At 46.9% G+C, this 19774-nt stretch carries 19 protein-coding genes and 1 tRNA gene; 3 read left to right on the top strand and 17 right to left on the bottom strand.

Annotated elements, in window-relative coordinates; all coding sequences use genetic code 11:
- Nucleotides 1-5: 5 nt before the first annotated feature.
- The 5 genes from ACESPQ_RS03390 to ACESPQ_RS03370 all read right to left on the bottom strand — a co-directional run bounded on the left by ACESPQ_RS03390 (nucleotide 6) and on the right by ACESPQ_RS03370 (nucleotide 3924).
- Nucleotides 6-539 (bottom strand): hypothetical protein, encoded by a 534-nt coding sequence (locus tag ACESPQ_RS03390; RefSeq protein ID WP_002611095.1) that lies wholly within the window; start codon nucleotides 537-539, stop codon nucleotides 6-8.
- Between the two features lie 84 nt (nucleotides 540-623).
- Nucleotides 624-1778, bottom strand: a complete 1155-nt coding sequence (locus ACESPQ_RS03385) for an MFS transporter (protein ID WP_002611096.1) — start codon at nucleotides 1776-1778, stop codon at nucleotides 624-626.
- A gap of 176 nt (nucleotides 1779-1954) precedes the next feature.
- Nucleotides 1955-2515, bottom strand: coding sequence for a 6-phospho-3-hexuloisomerase (gene hxlB / locus ACESPQ_RS03380; protein WP_002611097.1), 561 nt, complete (start codon nucleotides 2513-2515; stop codon nucleotides 1955-1957).
- Between the two features lie 13 nt (nucleotides 2516-2528).
- A complete protein-coding gene (hxlA, locus tag ACESPQ_RS03375) occupies nucleotides 2529-3155 on the bottom strand; it encodes a 3-hexulose-6-phosphate synthase (protein ID WP_373143936.1) in 627 nt (208 codons plus the stop codon).
- 4 nt (nucleotides 3156-3159) lie between these two features.
- Nucleotides 3160-3924, bottom strand: coding sequence for a DeoR/GlpR family DNA-binding transcription regulator (locus ACESPQ_RS03370; RefSeq protein ID WP_002611099.1), 765 nt, complete (start codon nucleotides 3922-3924; stop codon nucleotides 3160-3162).
- Between the two features lie 210 nt (nucleotides 3925-4134).
- On the opposite strand from ACESPQ_RS03370, the gene ACESPQ_RS03365 reads away from it, so the two are divergent.
- Entirely contained in the window at nucleotides 4135-5019 is an 885-nt protein-coding gene (locus ACESPQ_RS03365) for a PHP domain-containing protein (RefSeq protein WP_373143935.1), read from the top strand.
- Nucleotides 5020-5239: 220 nt separating this feature from the next.
- Here ACESPQ_RS03365 and ACESPQ_RS03360 read toward each other — a convergent pair whose 3' ends face one another.
- The gene (locus tag ACESPQ_RS03360) at nucleotides 5240-6598 is read right to left on the bottom strand and encodes a DUF6179 domain-containing protein (RefSeq protein ID WP_257327564.1); all 1359 of its coding nucleotides are present in this window, start codon (nucleotides 6596-6598) and stop codon (nucleotides 5240-5242) included.
- A 3-nt stretch (nucleotides 6599-6601) separates the two neighbouring features.
- Nucleotides 6602-7009 (bottom strand): DUF6323 family protein, encoded by a 408-nt coding sequence (locus tag ACESPQ_RS03355; protein ID WP_002611103.1) that lies wholly within the window; start codon nucleotides 7007-7009, stop codon nucleotides 6602-6604.
- A 319-nt stretch (nucleotides 7010-7328) separates the two neighbouring features.
- On the opposite strand from ACESPQ_RS03355, the gene ACESPQ_RS03350 reads away from it, so the two are divergent.
- Entirely contained in the window at nucleotides 7329-7871 is a 543-nt protein-coding gene (locus tag ACESPQ_RS03350) for a CDP-alcohol phosphatidyltransferase family protein (RefSeq protein WP_002611105.1), read from the top strand.
- 200 nt (nucleotides 7872-8071) lie between these two features.
- Here the strand turns inward: ACESPQ_RS03350 and ACESPQ_RS03345 are convergent, their stop codons facing one another.
- The 7 genes from ACESPQ_RS03345 to ACESPQ_RS03315 form a co-directional block, all read right to left on the bottom strand.
- A complete protein-coding gene (locus tag ACESPQ_RS03345) occupies nucleotides 8072-9412 on the bottom strand; it encodes a hemolysin family protein (protein WP_002611106.1) in 1341 nt (446 codons plus the stop codon).
- 159 nt (nucleotides 9413-9571) lie between these two features.
- Entirely contained in the window at nucleotides 9572-10639 is a 1068-nt protein-coding gene (locus ACESPQ_RS03340) for a M42 family metallopeptidase (protein WP_002611108.1), read from the bottom strand.
- A gap of 68 nt (nucleotides 10640-10707) precedes the next feature.
- The gene (locus ACESPQ_RS03335) at nucleotides 10708-11334 is read right to left on the bottom strand and encodes a DJ-1/PfpI family protein (protein WP_257333745.1); all 627 of its coding nucleotides are present in this window, start codon (nucleotides 11332-11334) and stop codon (nucleotides 10708-10710) included.
- A 485-nt stretch (nucleotides 11335-11819) separates the two neighbouring features.
- Nucleotides 11820-11895: transfer RNA gene (locus ACESPQ_RS03330), tRNA-Asn, on the bottom strand.
- A gap of 287 nt (nucleotides 11896-12182) precedes the next feature.
- Entirely contained in the window at nucleotides 12183-12845 is a 663-nt protein-coding gene (deoC, locus tag ACESPQ_RS03325) for a deoxyribose-phosphate aldolase (RefSeq protein ID WP_373143934.1), read from the bottom strand.
- An 88-nt stretch (nucleotides 12846-12933) separates the two neighbouring features.
- Nucleotides 12934-13941: a hypothetical protein gene (locus ACESPQ_RS03320; RefSeq protein WP_233105527.1), complete on the bottom strand. Its 1008-nt coding sequence runs from the start codon at nucleotides 13939-13941 to the stop codon at nucleotides 12934-12936.
- A gap of 245 nt (nucleotides 13942-14186) precedes the next feature.
- Complete coding sequence (locus ACESPQ_RS03315; RefSeq protein WP_118002691.1) at nucleotides 14187-14873, bottom strand: manganese catalase family protein; 687 nt, start codon at nucleotides 14871-14873, stop codon at nucleotides 14187-14189.
- Nucleotides 14874-14959: 86 nt separating this feature from the next.
- On the opposite strand from ACESPQ_RS03315, the gene ACESPQ_RS03310 reads away from it, so the two are divergent.
- On the top strand, nucleotides 14960-15358 hold the full coding sequence (locus tag ACESPQ_RS03310; RefSeq protein WP_373143932.1) for a thioesterase family protein: 399 nt from the start codon (nucleotides 14960-14962) through the stop codon (nucleotides 15356-15358).
- Nucleotides 15359-15723: 365 nt separating this feature from the next.
- On the opposite strand, the gene ACESPQ_RS03305 is transcribed toward ACESPQ_RS03310, so the two are convergent.
- The 3 genes from ACESPQ_RS03305 to ACESPQ_RS03295 are packed head-to-tail and all read right to left on the bottom strand — an operon-like array spanning nucleotide 15724 to nucleotide 19753.
- Nucleotides 15724-17862 (bottom strand): transglutaminase domain-containing protein, encoded by a 2139-nt coding sequence (locus ACESPQ_RS03305; RefSeq protein WP_373143930.1) that lies wholly within the window; start codon nucleotides 17860-17862, stop codon nucleotides 15724-15726.
- Nucleotides 17859-18791, bottom strand: coding sequence for a DUF58 domain-containing protein (locus tag ACESPQ_RS03300; protein ID WP_009588868.1), 933 nt, complete (start codon nucleotides 18789-18791; stop codon nucleotides 17859-17861). Before ACESPQ_RS03300 ends, ACESPQ_RS03305 begins: the two co-directional genes overlap by 4 nt.
- Entirely contained in the window at nucleotides 18788-19753 is a 966-nt protein-coding gene (locus ACESPQ_RS03295) for an AAA family ATPase (RefSeq protein WP_373143928.1), read from the bottom strand. Before ACESPQ_RS03295 ends, ACESPQ_RS03300 begins: the two co-directional genes overlap by 4 nt.
- Between the last annotated feature and the right edge of the window lie 21 nt (nucleotides 19754-19774).

The following is a 19774-nucleotide window of genomic DNA, read 5'->3' as shown; positions in this document are numbered from 1 at the left end:
TTTCTTTATTTATTTTTATTTTTCTTGCGTTTCTTCCACGCCAGAAAGCACTCATGCAGATAGACACCCATCTTTTTGGATACCACTACGTGCTGGCGCTCCGTTGTCAGAATATCGATATTCTTGATAATGGATTTCATGGGATCCATCGACAGAATGGAGCGAAAGCGATAATGCGCTTTTTCATATACAAAGCCGTCATCATCCACGATTGCCCGCCGCTTCACGATGGAGTCAAGTGCCATACCCGCACTGATAATCGCCATCAATGCAAGCGCAAAGCAGACATACAGCTCATCCTTCGTATTCTTTTCCATCACAAAGATACCGATGATGCCAATCACAGAAAAGCCCAGGAAAAAAATCATATACGGCAGATACTGATTTACCATGGTATAGCCGTCCTTATGCTTATTCAGATATTCCTTTCTCACCTTCTCATTGGCAAGAAACAGGCGCACATTCTGTACGGTCAGATAAATACCGTAGCACAGAACTGCTGCACAGATAATATAATCCATTGTATCAAATTTACTCATACGAACTCTCCTCACATTTCTAATTCGTATTATACACTATTTTCTCACAGAAATTAAGGAGCAGGTGATAACCGGTTACATTTGTTAATCCAGACGTTTGTATAATATACCAAGTCCCAGCGGTACAAATCCGCTCAGGCCGATCAGCGCCAGTGTTAAATCGGCCCCCAGGGAGGATACCATCGCTCCGGCTATCACCGGGGTGACCAGCAGAGAAAGTCCCACATAAAAGGCGGAGGCGATCGTCTGCCCGCTGCTTCGCAGATGAATCGGTGTTGTATCGTCCACCAGTGTTTTGCTGGTGATCATGATCAGCGGATAGGTGATGCACTGCATCAGCGTGACCACGATCATCATTTCCGGACTCTGTACAACGGCATAGCCCAGAAAGCGGATGATATACATAAAGGTACCAAACATCATCAGCTTATAATCACCGAATTTCTTCAACAGCCACGTTCCTGCAAAAAACAGCGGCAGCTCGGTAAATGCCTGGATGCTCCATCTGGCACCGACCATGCCCTCCTTCGCGCCCAGTGCCATCATTTTATCCACCGTCGTGTATATATCCGCAGTCGCAATCACGTTGATAAACAGGAAAATCAGAACAACGACAACATATTTTTTATCCAGCAGCAGCTCCTTTAAATCCGAGGCATGAATCCCGCCGCTTTTTTCCACCTTAACCGCATCCTGCATGAACATCGTTAAAAGGATGTTTAAAACCGCAAGACCCGCAAACACATAGCCCAGTGCGGGATAGCCGTAATGCTCGACAACCAGAGCACCGATCGGACTGCCGATCATCCAGCCAATCGCACCGAATGCACGTATCGGACCAAAATTATTGCGGCAGGTTTCACTCGTTTCCAATGTCCAGGTATCCTGCACCGCCAGCGTGGTACGAAACATACCGCCAACCAGGGATATAAAAATCAGATGCAGAAAGAAATTGCGCTGTGTCACCTGATACATCACCAGCGTGGAAAGGACAAATATGATCAGACAGAGGTTAAAGAACTTCTTATCCGTTTTATACTTATCGCATAGATAACCGATAAAAAACTGCGTGATGATAGCTACAACAGCCGTACCGGACAGTATGATGCCGCGCTCCACAACATCATAGCCGACATATTCCAGAAAGGTCTGCATATAGCCGTAAGGCAATACAAAAGCGACATAGGACAGAAAGTAGAACAGGCACAGCATGGCCACGTTTTTCTTTTGACTTCGCATAGTTATTCTCCCTTTTATAGAAAAGGACCGGCGAATTTGCATCCGCCAGCCCGCATTGATGGCGTTTTCCCATCAGATATTTTCTTATCCTGTACCTGTGCTTTGCGGCGGACGACAGCCCAAGCGCTCAGGAATGGTCAGTTCCCTGTACAGGCTTTCATGGTTCAATGATTATATTATTCCATATTGGCGTGTCTTCCGAACATCGTATCGGAATCCTTGCCTCTGCGCTCCATCAGCATCATAACAGCGATATCCATGAAGATTCCCTCGCTTTGTTCAAACAGAGATCCCATCGGCTGAATGGATTTGATGTCCCCCTGCTTCGCACTTTTCGGTGAAGGTGCGCTGATTTCAATGACGACATCCGCCATATTGGCGATGCTGGAATTAGGATTGATGGTGATGAGTGCTACCCGTGCTCCCATTTCCTTTGCTTTTGCGGCATGGTTGACAAGCGATTTTGTTTCTCCGCTTCCGCTGCACACCACCAGTACGCCGCCTTCCTTGATATTCGGTGTACATGTTTCCCCAACGACATAGGACGCCACACCCATATGCATCAGGCGCATGGCAAAGCCCTTCACCTGAAAGCCGCTTCTTCCTGCACCCGCACAGAACACCTCGTCTGCCTCATCAATCAGCTGAACGAATTTCTCCGCCTGTACCTCATCAATGGAGCTCAGTGTGTGTGTAAGCTCCTGCAGAACGATCCCTGCATATTCCTTATTGTTCATTCCCTGCTTCCTCCTATTTCAGATGCTGCTTCATTTCTTTTGCGGCAGCTGCACGATCCTTTGCATTGCAGATGGCACCGCCGACAACGACAACCGCAGCCCCCTCGGATGCAATCGCATCAATGGTCGCAAGCTTCACCCCGCCGGCAACGGCAGATTTCGCATGTGTGATAACACGGTTGACGATCATCAGCTCATCCAGCGGATTCTTTCCGGTCTGCTGTACATCAAATGCCGTATGCACACATATATAATCCACACCCATGGCGTCGATTTCCTTTGCTCTAGCTTCCAAATCCTTTACCGCGATCATGTCGATCATGATTTTTCCATTGTATTTCTTTGCGGCCTTCACAGCGCCCAGAATGGTTTCATTGTTGCTCGCTCCCAAAACGGTAACGATATCCGCTCCGGCTTTAAATGCTGTTTCCGCTTCCAGTTCTCCTGCATCCATAATTTTCGCATCCGCCAGAATTTCGATTTCCGGGAAATGCTGTTTAAACTCTCTTACCGGACGCATGCCCTCCTCGATGATAAACGGTGTTCCCACCTCTGCAATATCAACGCTGCCTCTTGTTTCCTGCAGCAGGGTCATGCATTCCTCCAGTGTCAGTGTATCCAATGCCAGCTGTAATTTCATAATCCTAGTTCTCCTTTACCATAATCAGTTGTTTGACCTCACTCACGCAGTCCTGCTGCCCTTCCTGCAGCTCGTTGGTAATCATGACATCATAGTCTGAAAACTTGGCGAACTGATAGGTGGCTGTCTTTGTGAATTTACTGGAATCACAAAGCAGGATGTTCTTTCTGGAATGCGCCAGAATATGACGGTTTACCTCCGCATGCTCCATGGAAAAGGTCATCGGACCATCCATATCCATAAAGCCGTCGCATCCCATAAACGCAATGTCAATACGAACCGTATCAATGACATTGGTGGCGTAATATCCGACAAGCGCACGTCCTTTTTTCTGAAGCTTTCCCCCGGTCATAATCAGATCCAGCCCGCTGTCACAGATGATATCCGCAATCGGCAGGGAATTGGTCAGTACCGTGATGTTCTTCTTCAGACGCAGCAGCTTCGCCAGCTGCAGACAGGTGCTGCCTGGATCCATGTAGACAATGGCATCATCCTCGATAAATTCCAGTGCCTTACGCGCAATCAGCTGTTTTTCCAGCGTATGCTCCTGCAGCTTGACATCAAAGGGCAGCTGATAATAGGCATTGCGAACGACAGCGCTCCCATGCTTTTTCGTCAGCACGCCGCGTTCCTCCAGCACCTTGAGATCCTTACGTATCGTTTCCGTTGTCACATCCAGCTGCCGGGCCAGCTCTCCAACCCGCACTCTGCCTTCTCCCAGAACTCTCTGATACAGCGCATTCCGTCTGGCTTCACTTGCTTTCGACATGTCGCTTCACCACCTTTGCACATGGTTAGTGTACGTTTTTCTTAGCCTATCGTCAATCTGATTTCGCAGTTTTCCAAAAAAAGAAGCATAAAAAATTGGTTTTAAGACGAAATACTGCGAAAAATCGCAAAGTTTTGGTTTTAGGTATTTGAAACATATTCTTTTTTGTTGACTGTGCTATAATACTCTTGGTTTAAAGGAGGAAATCGCATGAATTCTTTTGACTTACATATGCATTCCTGTTACAGCAACGATGGTGAATTTACACCACAGGAGCTGATTCATATGGCTGATGCAGCCCATTTAACAACGATTGCACTGAGTGATCACAACACGCCGAAAGGAATTGCCGATATGGTTCGTCTGGGAGAGGCAAAGGGCATCCGCGTAATTCCCGCTATGGAATTTGATACGCTGTTTGAGGAGCTGGAGGTACACGTGCTCGGCTACGGTATCGACTATGAGCAGCCTTATTTTCAAAGCCTTTTCGATTCTTTGAGTGAACGAAAACAAGCCGTGCAGATAAAGCGTGTAGAAAAAATCAGAGAGGTCTTCGACCTGGATATCGATCCCGTTGCGCTTTTAAAGCGATATGCAGGTAAAAATCCGTTTCCTGCAATTGTGCACCATATCATGGAACAGTATAAGGATAAGAAAGAGTTTGCGGATTATCAGCCCGGAGGCAGACGCTGTGAGCCTCAGCCGGTGAATTTCTACTGGGATATGTGCAGTGCCGGAAAGCCCTGCTATGTCCGTGTGGAATATCCATCCCTGAAGGACACCGTACAGCGCATTCACGATGCCGGGGGTATTGCCGTACTGGCACACCCATGGCTGAACTTCTATCAAAAGGAGGAACGTCTGCAAAAAGCACTGGATGAGGGAATCGATGGAATCGAGGCCTACAGCAATTATCATGAAGCAAAGCATAACCGCTATTATGATACCTATTGCCGCCGGCATGGTGTCCTGATGACCTGCGGCAGTGATTTTCATGGGAAGATGAAGCCGAAAATTCGAATGGGAGAATACGGCTACGAGAAGGATGACGGTGAGGATATCCTGCAGGCTTTTTTAAAGCGGCTGGCAAAATAAAAGAGCATATATGAAAAAGAGCCAATGCTCACAGGAATGCGAAGCTATCCTGTAGACATCGGCTTTTTCTATGCAAAAACGAAACGAAAAGGCGTCTTCCCGCCATGCAAGGTAAAACTGCGACGGTTTCCTTATTCGGCGAAACCTCTGCCAAAACCGTAATGCTTTTCAAACAGCAGCTTCATTCTATGGGAAGCCGAAGCAGAGTCTACGGCTTCCTTCAGCTGCGTATCCTTAATTTATTTAACAGCTCACACAGCTTTTCACGCTCCTTTTGTGACCGCTGACGGATATGATTGATAAACCGGTACTGCCATTCCTGCTCCTGCTCAATCTCCCTCAAATCGGCATCATCCAGCTTCCATGCCTCATGAAAATTACCACCTGCAGGATGTAACAGCTTTAACAGTACAGCGATTTCCTCCAGCGACAGCTGTTCATAATACGCATCGTACTCCTCATTCATGAAAACAGCATTTTCCAACAGATCGATCAGGTCATAGGCACTGATCTTCTGGGAGCGCAAATGCTGAATTTTGTCCTGCAGGCAGGCATATTTCTCCACCTCCTCCAGCAGCGTCAGAAACGTTTCCTCATCTTCTCCCTGTGTCAGGTCGATGACAAAACGGTCATCTACTGCTTCCTCATACACAAGCAGGGCATAAGCATCCCGGACAAAGACCTGTAGCTGCGCCTGCAGCTGTTCTTCAAACAGTGTGAGATAGTCTGCCACGCTTTTCCCCATGCTGGCAGCGATTGCATGATTGACCTTCTGAACAGCCTCCTTCAGTGAACAATGCCTCAGCAGCGCCCGCAGACGCTTTACATCCTGTTCTGCCAGCAAAAGTGAGGGCTTCTGAAACAGCATGAGGGATGCAAAGCACTGATACCAGAGCAGCTCACAAAGATTCAAGCCTAAATATTCCACAGTCACTCCCTTTTGCTGTTCATAGCGTCGGAGAAATTCCGGCAGCTCTTCACGAAAGTATTCGCAAAAGGTATGCTCCAGTGCAAAGCGTTCCATATAATACAGGACAAGATCCATCCCATCGAGGTGATACATATCATGAAACAGAGGAATCCCATCCACCAGTGGATAGTCCAGATCCTCTGTGGTGTGACTGTAGTATAAAATCCCCTCATAGGTGCTCAGCTGCCCGAGATAGTGCGGTATCTGTTCATCCATCACACTGTTGTAGCGCTCATTGCAAAACGGCAGACGGTTTCTGCGCAGCTGATTCAACAGGTTTCTTGTCTGCTGCTCCTTATCCTGTAAAACAAGCAGACCGCGTTCAAAGCATGCATCTATTTCCAGTTCCTGCAAAGACCGTTCTTCCATCTTCTCCAGTCCCTGTAAAACCACATAGCTGATGGTGTTTAAAATACGTTTATGATCCGCCATGCTCAAAGAGGTGCTCTGCTTATGGTTGAGCAAAAGGACAAGCTCCTGCGCCATATGTTCGCACTGCTTTAACAGATATTCCCTACGCTTTTTTGTGATTTCCCCTGCCTCCTGTGCATGCTGCAGCAAGACATACAGCGAATCGCAAACACGCTGTTTTCCAACGGTATATCCCATATGCTATTCCTCCTGTGACCTTTTCACTCGCTGTAAAATACGCAAAGCGAGCTGCCGGTTGATTTCACCGTGATAAAGAAGATACTCTTCATACAGTATCTCACACAGCGCCTCATCCGATACCTGCCAGCTTATATGACTGCGTACATGGTAATACAGCCAGATCGACTGCTTTAAGTGCAGCATATATGTTGGAAGTGCCATGTAGGGAGATTTTAAAAACGGCCCCAGTATGTCGAACAGACGGTCCTCTTTTGTTTCCACCCATCGATACCGTCGCAATGCCTGCTGCTGTGTCTGATACAATTCCTGCATCTGCTCCTTACGCAGCTCTAGTCCGATGCAGGCAAGCTCCCTTCTGAGACCGCTTTCCCCTTCCTGTAATACCTCCAGTATGTTCTGCCAACTCATTATGCATACCTCCTTATCCGTGTCTAATAGATATATCACGGACACTGTTTGCATACAAGACTGGAAAAAACGGTCCATTTGTGTTATGATATAGACAGAAAAACTGAGAAAGCATACGATTTGGTATGCTTTTTTCATGTCGTCCCCTTGCTATCAAATACAGCCCATCAAATTCCCTTCTTCCAAGTCTGTAGCTTCTCACATACGGGTGAAATTAAAGCCGCATTCGAATGATTACATAAAGCCTTACATTTTTGTGATAGTGGAATACAATTGAATATGATATAATGTACATGCTGTTGGGAAGGTGCGAAACATTATGAAGCAAATACCGAATATACTGTCCGCAGTCAGGATCATACTGTCATTTCTGCTGCTGGCTCTGACAAAGAATACAACCTTGTTTCTGATTGTCTATCTCATCATAGGAATCAGCGATGTCCTGGACGGAGGGCTCGCCAGGTCCCTGCATGTGCAGAGTGAGCTGGGTGCCCGTCTTGATTCTATCGGTGATCTGGCATTCTACTGCATTTCACTATACATCGTTTTCTTTCAGATGAATTTGAAAATCATGAATCTGATTTCCATGCTGGTGCTGTGTGTCTTCGTACTGAAGCTTGCGGCGCTGCTGCTGACAAGATGGAAGCATCATATCTGGGCGAGTATGCACACCATAGGCAATAAGCTGACCGGGTTGCTGTTGTTTCTGCTCGTTCCGCTTTGCGTGGTAACCAAAAGTCTACCGCTAATTCCGGTTGCACTGGTAATCGCCTGTTCCTACTTAGCTACCTTTGAGGAAATGCTGCTGATTCTGTCACGTAACACGTATGATATCAATACGAAATCATTATTAAAAAAATAGGAAGCCGATATGCAGCTCCAACTCAGATTATCTGGTAAGAAGAAGGTTTGAAGCCATAAAGCATTCCCTTCCTGTCTCATCCGAAAGGATCTGCCTGTACGAATACAGGCTTTTTTTCTGCAGATTCTCAATGCCTGCGCACGCTGTTCAGTGTCTATGAAAAACGGATTCCCCACCCTAATCGGCAGAGAATCCGCTATTTATACTTCCTTGCTGTTTCCTTCTTCCTGCATAAGAACCAGCTGTACTTTATGGATTCGCTTGTACTTTACTTCCTTTACCTGGAATTTGATATTGTTCCAGATAACCTCACGTTCCTCTCCGTCCTCTGGTATCTGTCCTATCAGATCCAGCAGAAATCCGGATATGGTTTCATGATTGTCATTTTCAAGCTGCAGTCCAAGCTCTTCATTGATATCATCTATCGGCATGCTGCCGTCCAGCACGTACGTATGCTCATCAAGCTTTTCAATCTGCGGTTCATCATCCTCATCGTACTCATCCTCGATATCTCCCATAATTTCCTCAACAAGGTCCTCCATGGTTACGATACCGCTGAAGCCTCCATATTCATCAATCAAAATGGCGATATGCTGATGCTTGCTCTGCATCTCCCGAAACAGATCGTCAATGTTTTTGCTTTCCAGCACAAAGAACGGCTTGCGCAGAATGCGCGATATATCCACGTGCTCGAAACCGTTTTTCCTTGCCTCGACTACAAAATCCTTGATGTTCAGGATGCCGATGATATTGTCGATGGAATCCCGGTAAACCGGAATACGGCTGTAGCGCATTTCCATCAGCTCATCCAGATATTCACTCTGAGGATCATCAATATCGATACAGAATACATCCGGTCTCGGAGTCATCACCTCTTCTGCCAGAATATCGTCGAAGGCGAATACGCTGTCGATCATATCAGCTTCATCCTCATCGAAGACACCGCTCTCCTGCCCGCTTTCCACCATGGAACGAATTTCCTCACGGGAAAGAGATTCTTCAACATTTTCATCCTTCATGCCGAACAGACGGAGTACAAACCGTGTTGACCAGGATAAAATTTTGATGAAGGGCGATGCGATTTTTGAAATAATGAGAATCGGCTTTGCGCAGAACATGGAATAGGCTTCCGCATTCTGCAGAGCGATCCGCTTGGGAACAAGCTCTCCGAAAATCAATGTCACGAAGGATAACAGGATGGTAACCACCACCATGGAGATCGTTTCTCCATAAGGGATGGCCCAGGCCTCCAGAACAGCACCAAGGCGTACGGATATACCGGTTGCGGCACTGGCGGAGTTGAAGAAGCCGGCAAGAGTGATTGCCACCTGAATGGTGGATAAGAAGCTGGTAGGCTCCTGAAGAAGCTTTTCCACAAGCATTGCCTTGCGGTTTCCCTCCTCCACCTTGCGATGAATCCTGTTTTTGTTAACGGATACGATGGCCATTTCACTCGCCGCGAAATAGGCGTTGATCAGTGTCAGTATGACAATCAGCAGCAGCTGCAGTGTAATGGAAGATTGCGCGGGGTCTGCGTCCATAAAATAATATCTCTCCTTTTCTGTTATGAATTTGATTGCTATTGTATCAGAGGTTGTGGCATATGTAAAGAGCCAGCACCAGATGGAATTGTAAATTTTTTATAAATCCGGAATACCTGAACACAGGCTTGTCCTTTTCTGCAGGCACGGCGGAAGGAATCAAAAGCTCTCTGCGATATCTTTACTCAGCCCTTCAACAATCTGAACTGCCAGTTCAACAGCATGCTCATAGTCCTGATAAGCCAGAATCCCATAGGAGGAATGTGCATAGCGAACCGGTACACCGATGACGATTGTTGGAATGCCGAATTGTGCCGTATGTGTAATACCGCCATTGGTACCTCCCCCTTTTCGTACACTCTCCTGAACCGGAATGTCATTTGCATGGGCAAGCTCTAAAGCAAAGCGTTGAAATCTTGGGGATGTAATCATGGAACGGTCGAAATGCCGCAGCATCGGTCCCTTTTTCAAGGCACTTTGAATCATATATTCCTCTTCGAAGCTGTCATCTGCAGGGCATCCTTCAAAACAAATCACAACATCCGGCTTCACGTTGTTCATCACACAGGTCATACCGCGTTCGCCAACCTCCTCCTGGGAGGACAGGGTTGCACTGACGGTATTCGTGAGTGTACGTCCATGCAGTCGACAGAGTGTTTCCACAACGGCGGCACATCCGATACGATTATCAAATGCCTTTCCCATAAACGTTTGATGCTCTTCGTCATAGGTACAGGTAACATCAGGAACGATCGGTGCACCAATACCGATGCGGAAGGATTCCTGTACCTCCTGTGCACTCGTCGCACCGACATCAATCAATACATCGGCAAAATCCAGAGCCTTTCCCTGCTCGGAAGCATTCATAAAGTGTACCGGCTTGCTGCAGACAATCCCCGGAATCAGTTTGCCGTCTCTGTTTTTAATGAGCACCTTATTCGCAATGATGTTCTTCACATCCCAGCCGCCCAGCGGCAGAAACCGCAGGAGCCCGTTGCTTTTCACCGCCTGAACGATGAACCCTACCTCATCACTGTGCGCATCCAGCATGATGTTTACACCACCCTGACTGTTTCCCTTCAAATTCATATACAGATTGCGCATATGGTCCTCTTTACATGTACAGATTTCACGTACCTCTTCCTGCGCATACGCAACTACAGCATCTTCAAAACCGCTGGGTCCAAAGGCATCCGAAAATTTTCTGATTCTATCAATTTGTTTCATATCGTATTCTCATCCTCTTTTCTATTCCCTATTATAGCAGAGAATGCGAAAGAGTTCATCCGGAACTCCTATTCTTCTTCAGCTTCTTCTGTCTCCAGACCAAATGATTTCGGATAGAAAGGCAGCTGCAGAGCCTTGCAGACAGCCATCGCCCATTCCCGGAACCACCAGCCGTTCGCGGTTATAACATTCCCGTCCTGCACATAGCCGTGAAGCTCGGGATGCTTTTTCTGCTCCTTCATATCAAGCAATCCCTTCATCTGCCCAGCACTGAGCTCCACCGAGGTACAGGCACCGCCCGCCATGAAGCATTCCCGATCAACGGAAGCAACATAGCGCCGTTCATTCATAATACCGGCATTCACTAATATAATGGGAGCACAGGAAATCGCCGCAATCAGCTTCCCTGCTTTATCAAAGGAGCGAATCAGGGATAACAGCTCCTCGTCTGCCAGAATCCAGTCACTGCTGTCATCCTTTGCTCCGATACCGGTTAAAACCAGCACATCATAATCATCTGCACAAATCGTCCCCCAGGTATACTCGCCAAGAGCGAGGAAGCCCTCCTCCGCACGCACCGGTTTCAATGTCTTGGCTATGTAGTCGATCTGACAATCGGCCAAAGCAAGGGATTCCAGCAAAACGCTAAATTCGAAATTACAAAAACCGTCGTATAAACAAACTGCTGCTTTCATATACAGTCCTCCTATAAAAAAACCTTCTGCACCTGTTCAAACAGGATTCGAAGGCTCTATGAATTCACACTAAAAAAGCTATGGAAAAAATTTTGGCAACATCATGTGAAAAAGAGTCTGTAATCCATTGGTGAACAGGCGTACATCTGTATGTCTGATTCAAAAAACCGTCTGGATTATTTGCTCACTTCACATCACCTCTTGCGTTCATTATACAGAAGGAGAACGCAAATCGCAAGCGCTCACAGTAAAACACCGCTCAGCGCCAATGAAACAAATCACATAGAATGCATTGCACGTAACGTGTTGCTTCATCCATCGAACAGCGTCAACTGCATGGTAATCCGCGGCGATACTGTCTATTCGTTGATTAATTTTCCAAGCTCTTAGTATAACACATCCGCTGCATATCGTACGTCAAAACGAACGTCAGCATGTTCCTGAAAATAAAAAAACCCCGATATCTACGGGGTTACCTGTTATCATGGCGCCTTAAACAGGACTTGAACCTGTGACCTGCCGGTTAACAGCCGGATGCTCTACCAACTGAGCTATTAAGGCGTTTCTTAAGTGCTTAAATATAATATCATAAGATTTTGTGTTTGGCAAGAAAAAATAGCAAATTTTTTAGGATTTTTTTAGGATTTTTTAGGATTTTATTTCTGTCCACAGCCATGCGGATGAAAGCGGAAGCCCTGCCATGGCAAGTTATCCTGAATTTAGATTATATTTATAACCGAATGATTCCGGCTACTGTATCCGCATCCTCCTATGAAAAGCAATTTAGAGAAGTAGCTTCCAAAGGATTCAGCGTTCTTCAAATAGCAAAAAACAGCGGTTTCCCGCTGTTAATATCCTCCGTCACTGGTTTCTTTCTGCATCAGCTTCACGCCGGCACTTGTACCGATACGATCTGCTCCGGCTTCCACCATTTTCTCCATATCCTCATAGCAGCGTACTCCTCCGGCTGCTTTCACCAGACAACGCCCCTTCACGGTATCCTTCATCAGCTTGACATCCTCAGGTGTAGCTCCGCTTGTTGAGAATCCGGTTGATGTTTTAACAAATGCAGCACCGGCTTCCACACAAAGCTCGCATGCTTTTACGATTTCTTCCTTTGTCAGCAGACAGTTTTCCAGAATGACCTTGACACAGTTACCTTCAGCTACTTCCACAACAGCTTTTACATCAGCGCGTACCGCATCGTAATGTCCGGCCTTCATTTCTCCGATATTCAAAACCATATCGATTTCCTTAGCACCGTCTGCAATAGCAGCAGCTGTTTCAAAAGCCTTGGCTTTGGTACTCATAGCTCCCAGCGGGAAGCCTACCACGGTACAAACCTTAACGTCTGTTCCCTTCAGCAGCTCTGCACATGCTGATACCCAGTAGCTGTTAACACATACGCTTGCAAAATCATATTCCTTCGCTTCTGCACACAGTGTTTCAATTTTGTCATACGTAGCATCTGCTTTCAGCAGTGTATGATCGATATACTTGTTCATTTCCATAAAATAACCTCCTGCATTATCTTTCCAATGTACTTTTAGTATATCATGGAACCCATAGAATATGAAGTTCATTTCTCTTCATCACTAGTTACAATTCCTGGTCTTCCTGAATGCCTTCATGATATCTGCGCATCCAATAGACGCGAACAAAGGGGTCCTTCAGAAAATACTGCAGCAGACGATACAGCAAAAGGTAGCGCAGCAGCTCCGTTACAATAAGGATTCCCCAGGAAAGCAGCTGATAGTTCTGCGTCTGAAACACATCGGCAAGCTGTGGAAGGGTGAAAAGCAACCGCAGCAGCTCCGTCCCCCACATAACGGGTATAATCCATCGGCTCCATGGCTTATAGAGAAACAGTGATACCGCCGGAAGAGACCAGATCAAGGCGGAAAACAGGGAAGCCAGCAGCAAGGTTCGCTGCATAAACTGCATCCCTTCATGATCGCTGCTGTAATATCGGAAAACAAACATGAGAAGATACAGCAGAACCAGCATACCATACTGATATAGCAGCAAGGCAACAGAGCAGGCGCGGATGCGGTTTCTTGCCCGTATATCCAGCCGGTGATCATGCTGTATATGCTCCTTCTGTGAAAAATTGACCGGGCTCATCGCTTTTCCCTGCATTTCATTGTCCGCTTCCGTGCTATGCGGTTTCCATATGTAGATTATCTGCGGATTTCTTTGCAGGCTCCACGACATATACAATGCCAAAGCTGCTTTCCCCGCCACCATAAGAATAAATACGATTCGCAGAAGGGAATTTTCCTTTGCGATATCAATTCGAAACAGCGCAGGCAGCTCATACAGCGTATAGAGATTTACAAGAGACAGCATCTGAAATAACAGCCTCCCCAGCCTGCGACAGCTCCACAGCATACGAATCACCGCAAGCCATACCAGCAAAGCGACACTGTGAAACAGGAAATTGCGCAGAAAAGCTATATGAACATCCTCCAGCATCAGCTTCAGCAGAAAATAGGAAAACACCATATAAGCAATTAAAAATATAGAAAACAGCACCAGTAGCATTCGCAGACGGCGAACACAGGCTCTGCGCCGCTTTTTACGTTCCCGCAGATTTTCTTCTCTCATCGATATCATCACCTGTCCTTATTATACAGGAAAAGCATATCATTTGCACAGCACGTAAGCAATGTGCTGTACACAAGCTCTAAAGGGATGAAAAGGCTGCTGTCATCTATACCAATATAACCTTTTGTGTAATCTTTCAAAATATAAAAAAAGCAGGATATCCCTGCAAAGCAATCGGGATGCACCTGCTGTTTGTTTTCAACATATAGCCAGATTTCGTAAACGTATTTTTGTATCGTAAGAGCTTATTTTTTAAACGGGAAGTCCTCGATATCCGAAGGATTCACAAAGGTTGGATTCGGTTTGTCAAAATAATTGGATGTATCCAGATCCCAGGCATTATGGGTGTCCCCTTCTCCAAAATCCTTCATTTCCGTGTGTGTCGTTAGAATATGCAGCAGATTCCGTAAGGTATCCATCGCTTTTTTCGCACTGTCCAGCAGATAGGAAAAGGCTTCATCCGCACCATCATCCTGAATATAGCGAATCAGCTCCTCATATATATGAATCTGTTCTTCCTCATACTGCATATCCCGCATCACTGCAGCAGTTAAATCATTGTTCACATGGTGCTGTTCCTCTTCTGATTCCGGCTGACAGCTACAGTGATCCTCCTGCGTATGGCACGGCTTGATAAATTCAAAAACAGGTGTATCATCGTTTGATTCATCATAATAACGATCATCCTCCCCATGCATTTGATGAATAATACAGCTGAGTACCTCCATATCACTGATCTGTCGTGCACCCAGTCGCATAAAAATATCATGGAAGGTCGGATTGTTGATCATGAAGCTCTGTCGTATATAGACTGCCGCCTGCTTCAAACCGCTGCTGCAGCCCTTCAGCTGGCGATCCAGCAAAAGGTAGTATTTCATATCCGGTCGCGTAATCCGCACCTCAAAGGGCAGTTTTGTATCATAAATAAACATATGCATACCTCCAATTTCTACCGTTAGTATGGAAGCTTTTCCCTGTTTTATGCTATAATATGAAGCATAAAAAGGAAGGTACGTTTATGAAAGAAATCAAATTGCATACAAAGCTAACCAAAAAGATCACAGTGGAAGAAAGCATGCTGGCCTCCCATGTTGGCAGCGGAATTGTAGATGTCTATGCGACACCGATGATGATTGCGCTTATGGAGAATACCGCTGCAGCCTGTCTGAATCAGTTTCTGGAGGAAGGAGAAACCAGCGTCGGCGTTATGATGCGGACAACTCACGATGTAGCAACTCCTGCTGGTATGACGGTAACGGCTGAAGTGGAAATCACAGCTGTAGACCGCAAAAAGGTTTCCTTTCACATCATTGCTAGAGATGAGAGGGATTTGATCGGTACAGCAGACCACGATCGCTTCATAGTAAAAAAAGAAGCCTTTGAAGCAAAGGCGCTAAGCAAGCTGGAGAATTCATAAATACATGTGCAGCCGCCGTTCAAGATTCTTTCCCGTTTGTGGGTAAGCTTAAAACAGGGAGACTTCAACTCGATTGTATTCATCAATAGAAGTTGAAGTCTCCCTTTTGCATACCCCCTAACGTAAGGAGGACCCCCGTTAAAGCAGCTGCTTTTTCTATATCTGCCTGCCGTTGTGATGATGGTATTGACACAGGCAGCCCCTTCCTGAACAGCAAACCCTGTGAACGGGATACAGAACCATATGTACATGTATGAATAAGCGAATGCAGATGATTTTGAAGGCACTGTTTTGGGCTTTCGCTTATCGTCAGTAAACGCCGGACAATTTCTTCCTGCATGCCTCAGTGCACATACAAGTCTGTATCAGCCAATTGCTCTAAGATAGAGAAGCTTCCACCGTTTCCTGAGAGGAGATGAATGCAGCAGCTTTCCTGCCTGCTTTTGCGCGTAGCCGTAAACAAGCTCTGCCTCCTGCCTTGTCATCACATGCGGAGAATATAAGGCTTTTTCACACAGGGCGTGTATCGTCTGCGGCAGGCTTTCATCCTCCATAAAGCTGAGCAGATAACGATAGCTGTAATAAACCGCCTTTTTTGCATCCCGCTGCAGACACTGTCTTTCTCTGTAGGCAATACGCAGTCGTCGTTGAAGCACACAAATCAACACCGGCAAAGCTATCAGTAAGGCTGCAAGACCGGCCTTGGCAAAGCCTGCAGGCGTATCGCCTTGCTCTTTTTCGATTTGTTGATTCTTTGCAGCGTTCCCCGTCTTCCTGTCTGTCTGCTCTTTTGGTGTTTCCGTCTTTGCTGTCGTCGTACCACCCTGCTCCTGTCCCTGCACAGTTGTTTGGGAGGACGGCTTGCTTTCACTCTCAAAGCCCGGTGTCACCTCAACCGGAATCCACCCTTTTTCCGAATCGAAGATTTCCACCCATGCATGTGCACTTTCATCCGGTACCTCCATACTGCCGCCACTCATAGCTTGGGCCTGAAAGGAAAAGCCTTCCGCATAACGTGCAGGTATCCCCATATAACGAAACAGCATAACTGCCGTGGTTGCATAATGCACGCAATAGCCCTTCTTATTCTCAGTCAGAAAAAATTCTACAAAATCCCGGTCATCCGGGGTTCTTCCAGGCTTCAGTGTATAGCTGGTCGTTTCTCTTAAGTATTCCTGAATGGTTGTCTGAATATCATATGTCAGATGTTCACCCGTTAGGGAGGTCAGCTTTTTAAAAGGCTTACGTTCATCAAACAGCCTTTTTAGATTGGCAGGAATCTGGAGATAGTGCTCCTTGACAAAGGCGGGATATGCATCTGCTTTCACAGTGGAATCACCATTTATGGTCGTACTGGATAATGCATAGGCAGTATAACGCATGGTATCATCATGCTCCAGACGATAAGCGTCATACCACGGTGTTGTTTCCGGCAAAGCATCTTTCATAAGATACGGTGTCAGAGCATAGCGTTTGGATGCGCGATGATCCTCTATCTCCAGATGCATCAAAGCCCCTGTTTTTTGCAAAATCTGTGTAAAGGCGGGATTTTTCTTATCAAGCCACATATCCACATCCTTCCAGTCATAGGATTTCAGAGCTGCATAGCTGGATTCCGGCAGCGACTGCCAGCGATTATCCTCATACAGCGCGCCGCTGTAGCTTTTCAGGTAGATGGTACCGCGTGCATCCTCAGATCGCACAACCAGCTGCGTTGCACCGGTGTAATACCGATTTGACGCCTTCCCCAGATCCACCTCTCCCTCATCTTCCCCGGCATGGGTTAGGAAATAGGCAAGCTCATCCACACGCTGCAGCAGCCGCTCACGAAGCGAACCGCTGGTGCTTCGCATTTCATAGGTATCCGGCAGCGAAGTAAAAAAGGTAAGCAGCACGCAGATTACACTTAATCCGAAAGCACTCAGCCGTACATATCCCCCATGTCCGTCTGTCACTCCTTTGCGCGAGAGAAGCAGCATAAACCAGAATATGATAAGCGAAACGGCAAACAGCCAGGGAATCGGTGTCTGATAAAGCAGTGTAAAAAACACCGGGAGAAAGGAGAGCATAAATAACGCAAAATAACGACGCGTATTCCAGAAGGTCAGCATACCGCAAAACAGCCATATGCTCGCATACAGCAGCAGCCAGGTCAGCGAAAGCCGGTACAGCATGGCAGTATCGGTTACATCGTAGGGATAGAACACATAGCCGCTGGCATCGTGATACACCTCAGTAATAATATTATAGGCGATATGAGCCCCCTCCTGCAGCAGTGAAAAGCTGAGTACCCCAAGCAGAAGCATGCCTCCTGCCAGTATCAGTATCACCTTTTTCCTGCGGCGAAGCAGCAGACGGTTATACACAACTACAGCAAAAATCAGTACCGGTATGTACAGCATCCAGAGAACTGCATCCCAAAAAGGAAATGCGAACAGAAATACACCGAGAGAGGAAAGCATTCCCATCAAAAGCAACAGCGCGGGTATCACTTGTTTTTTCATATACCGGCCTCCTGTTCGAAAAGAGCCGCAAATGCCTCGTCCAGATACAGGGCATCCTGCGAATCGCGGGATACTTCACAAAAGCGCGGCATGGATAGCAGTTTTCGTAAAAAGCCTTCCATATCCTGAGGACCTTGCAGCTCTGCCGTCTGTCTTCCTCCTGCTGTCCGCCAGCGAATACGAACAAGATCCTGCGGACTTGCTTTCCGACAGATTCCACAGGCGATTGCCAGAAGGCGCTCACAGATTTCTTGCTCCTGTGGAAAACAAAGATGAAGCAGTACAACGGCAGATTCCTCCTTCTGAAATTCACGTACCATCGTTTTCTGCAACCGATAGCTTGCTTTATAGTGAATCCGGCGCACAGGCTCTCCCTCATGGTGCTCCTTCAGCTCATAATCACTGCTGAAAACACCGGTGAGACTCTGGCGAGCTTCCTGCAGAAGGTTTGTATACTGCACTTGCGTAACCGTACAGGGCTGTGGGAAACAAAAGGTCGTTACCTCCTTGTCCCATGATTGGGTTTTGCGAAATAGTCCGAGAAGATCCCTGGTCTGGATGGAGGTCAGCTGCAGCTCATACTTTCCGCTCCCCAGCTTCGGTATTTGCAATTTCTGTTCCCTGTGCTTCACTTCCAGAGAAATCGTTTCGCTGCTTTCATAAAAGCAATTCTTCCACGATCCCTGTATTCGAATACCACTGCATACAAGCAGGGGAAGACTGGTTGGCATATGAATTACACAGCCCTTTTTACTCGTTTTCAGCTGCAGCTTCAGGAACCGGTTTCCGGCGATAAACAGAAGCAGGCTGAGTAGAGGAAGCATAAGCAGCACACGCAGCAGGAGATAATACAGATACCCGTCAATGCTTATCCATGCCAGAGCATCCAGAAGCAGCAGAAGCAGATAGGCGAGCCAGGAACGGATCATAGCCCCTTCCTTCTTGTGTGCGGTGGCTGTATATGGTGCAGGAGCTGTGTCAGCGCATCCTTTGCCGTTGCGGCATCTATGCTGTGTGATGGCTGCATGAGAATACGATGGGCGATGGTATCCACAAAGACATTCTGAATATCCTCCGGTACCACATAATCACGCCCCTGCAAAAGAGCACAGGCCTTGGACATGTCAAGCAGAGCTACCCCTGCTCTTGGACTCGCTCCCCGATAAATGCGCTGATTGTTTCTTGTCGCCTGCAGCAGCTGAATGATGTAATGATAAAGGGAATCGTGTACAAACACCTCCCTGCAGGCCTTCTGCATTTCCAGAATCTGGGTGCGCTGCGCGACACACTGCACACGGTAGCTTTGCGGATTCTGCTTACGCTTGAGGATTTCAATTTCATCATGCTCCTGCGGATAACCGATTTCCAGGCGGATCATGAAACGGTCCAGCTGACTCTCCGGGAGCTGCTGTGTTCCTGCAGAGCCGTAAGGATTTTGTGTCGCAATCACCAGAAACGGCTGTTCCAGCGTCATGGTTATCCCGTCAACGCTGACACTGCCCTCTTCCATTACCTCCAGTAAGGCTGCCTGTGTACGGGAGGAGGTACGATTGATTTCATCAGCGAGAAACAGATTGGTAAAAACTGCCCCCTTGCGTATCTGTGTCTTACCCGTCTGCGGATCAATCACACTAAAGCCGGTAACATCTGCCGGTAATACATCCACTGTAAATTGCATTCTCCGGCAATCCAGCTGCATCGCATCCGCAAACGCCCGTGCGATTGTTGTTTTCCCCACCCCCGGCATATCCTCCATCAGAATATGACCATTGGCCAGTATTGCCATCAGGATTTTTTCCAGCAGCTCATCCTTTCCGATCACTGCCTTTTTCACTTCCTGTAATATTCGTTCACTCGTTCTCATCCGTTCTCCCTTCAAGTATTCAGCCATCCTGCTTTTACCTATTAAAAA

The sequence above is a fragment of the Clostridium sp. HGF2 genome (assembly GCF_964240115.1).
GTDB classification, from domain to species: domain Bacteria; phylum Bacillota_I; class Bacilli_A; order Erysipelotrichales; family Erysipelotrichaceae; genus Clostridium_AQ; species Clostridium_AQ innocuum.
Note: the sequence above shows the minus strand (reverse complement) of the source record. Positions and strands in the feature narration are given on the sequence as shown.